The following is a 2,210-nucleotide window of genomic DNA, read 5'->3' as shown; positions in this document are numbered from 1 at the left end:
GTACGCAGAATATTGACGTGGCTCAGAACGGCTCCACCAATGACTCCACCCCGCAAATCCAGGGTACCGGTGAAGCTAATGGCGATATCATCACTGTCTACAACGGCGACGAAGTACTTGGCTCCGCAGTAGTCGGCGCGGATGGCAGCTGGACGTTCACCCCGGACGCGCTGGCAGACGGGACTTACGACATTACCGTGACCGAGACCGATGCGGCCGGTAACGTCAGTGACCCGTCTAACGCCTATGACTTCACCATCAACACCGTTGCACCAGAGGCGCCGGTTATCACCGACGTGGTGGATGATTCCGGTGAGCAGAATGTTGACGTGGCCCCGAACGGCGCCACTAACGATAACACTCCGCAAATCCAGGGTACCGGTAACGCCGAAGGCGACGTGATTACTGTCTACAACGGCAGCCACGTACTCGGTTCTGCCGTGGTCGGCGCCGATGGCAGCTGGACGTTTACCCCTGACGCGCTGGCTGATGGTCTGTACGACATTACCGTGACCGAGACCGATGCGGCCGGTAACGTCAGTGACCCGTCTGCGGCCTATGACTTCACCATCGACACCGTTGCACCAGCGGCGCCGGTTATCACCGACGTGGTGGATGATTCTTCCGAGCAGCCTGTTGACGTGGCCCAGAACGGCTTCACCAACGACACTACCCCGCAGATCCAGGGTACCGGTAACGCCGAAGGCGACATCATCACCGTCTACAACGGCAGCGAGGTACTCGGCTCTGCAGTGGTCGGCGCCGATGGCAGCTGGACGTTCACGCCGGACGCGCTGGCTGATGGTCAGTACGACATTACCGTCACCGAGACCGATGCGGCCGGTAACGAAAGTGTCCCGTCTAACGCGTATGACTTCACCGTCGACACCGTTGCACCAGCGGCGCCGGTTATCACCGACGTGGTAGATGACTCTTCCGCGCAGCCGGTAGACGTGGCCCCGAACGGCTCCACCAACGACACCACCCCGCAAATTCAGGGTACCGGTAACGCTGAAGGCGACATCATCACCGTCTACAACGGCGACGAAGTACTCGGCTCTGCCGTGGTCGGCGCCGATGGCAGCTGGACGTTCACCCCGGACGCGCTGGCGGATGGTCTGTACGACATCACCGTGACCGAGACTGACGCGGCCGGTAACGAAAGTGCTCCGTCTAACGCGTATGACTTCACCGTCAACACCGTCGCACCAGTGGCGCCGGTTATCACCGACGTGGTGGATGATTCCGGTGAGCAGAATGTTGACGTGGCCCAGAACGGCTCCACCAGTGACACCACCCCGCAAATCCAGGGTACCGGTGACGCTGAAGGCGATATCATCACCGTCTACAACAACGGTTCCGCTATTGGCTCTGCAGTAGTCGGCGCCGATGGCACCTGGACGTTCACCCCGGATGCGCTGGCTGATGGTCAGTACGACATCACCGTCACCGAGACCGATGCGGCCGGTAACGTCAGTGAAGCGTCTAACGCCTATGACTTCACCGTCGACACCGTTGCACCAGTGGCGCCGGTTATCACCGACGTGGTGGATGATTCTGCCGGGCAGCCTGTTGACGTGGCCCAGAACGGCTCCACCAACGACACCACCCCGCAAATCCAGGGTACCGGTGAAGCTGAAGGCGATATCATCACCGTCTACAACGGCAGCGAAGTGCTCGGCTCTGCAATGGTCGGCGCCGACGGCACCTGGACGTTCACCCCTGACGCCCTGGCCGACGGCAAGTACGACATCACCGTGACCGAGACCGATGCGGCCGGTAACGTCAGTGATCCGTCTAACGCCTATGACTTCACCATCGACACCGTCGCACCAGTGACGCCGGTTATCACCGACGTGGTGGATGATTCCGGTGAGCAGAATGTTGACGTGGCTCCGAACGGCTCCACCAACGACACCACCCCGCAGATCCAGGGTACCGGTGAAGCTGAAGGCGACATCATCACCGTCTACAACGGCGACGAGGTACTCGGCTCTGCCGTGGTCGGCGCCGATGGCACCTGGACGTTCACCCCGGATGCGCTGGCTGATGGTCAGTACGACATCACCGTGACCGAGACCGACGCGGCCGGTAACGAAAGTGCTCCGTCTAACGCGTATGACTTCACCGTCAACACCGTCGCACCAGTGACGCCGGTTATCACCGACGTGGTGGATGATTCCGGTGAGCAGAATGTTGACGTGGCTCCG

General features: G+C 60.8%; 1 protein-coding gene. It reads left to right on the top strand.

Annotated elements, in window-relative coordinates; all coding sequences use genetic code 11:
• Window positions 1–17: 17 nt before the first annotated feature.
• Window positions 18–2,210: Ig-like domain-containing protein (locus D6C13_RS25195; protein ID WP_244212810.1), on the top strand; the 2,193-nt coding region annotated here is incomplete at its 3' end.

Source organism: Rahnella woolbedingensis (assembly GCF_003602095.1).
Lineage (GTDB): Bacteria > Pseudomonadota > Gammaproteobacteria > Enterobacterales > Enterobacteriaceae > Rahnella > Rahnella woolbedingensis.
The sequence above is the reverse complement of the archived record's forward strand: the minus strand, read 5'-3'. Positions and strand labels throughout refer to the sequence as shown.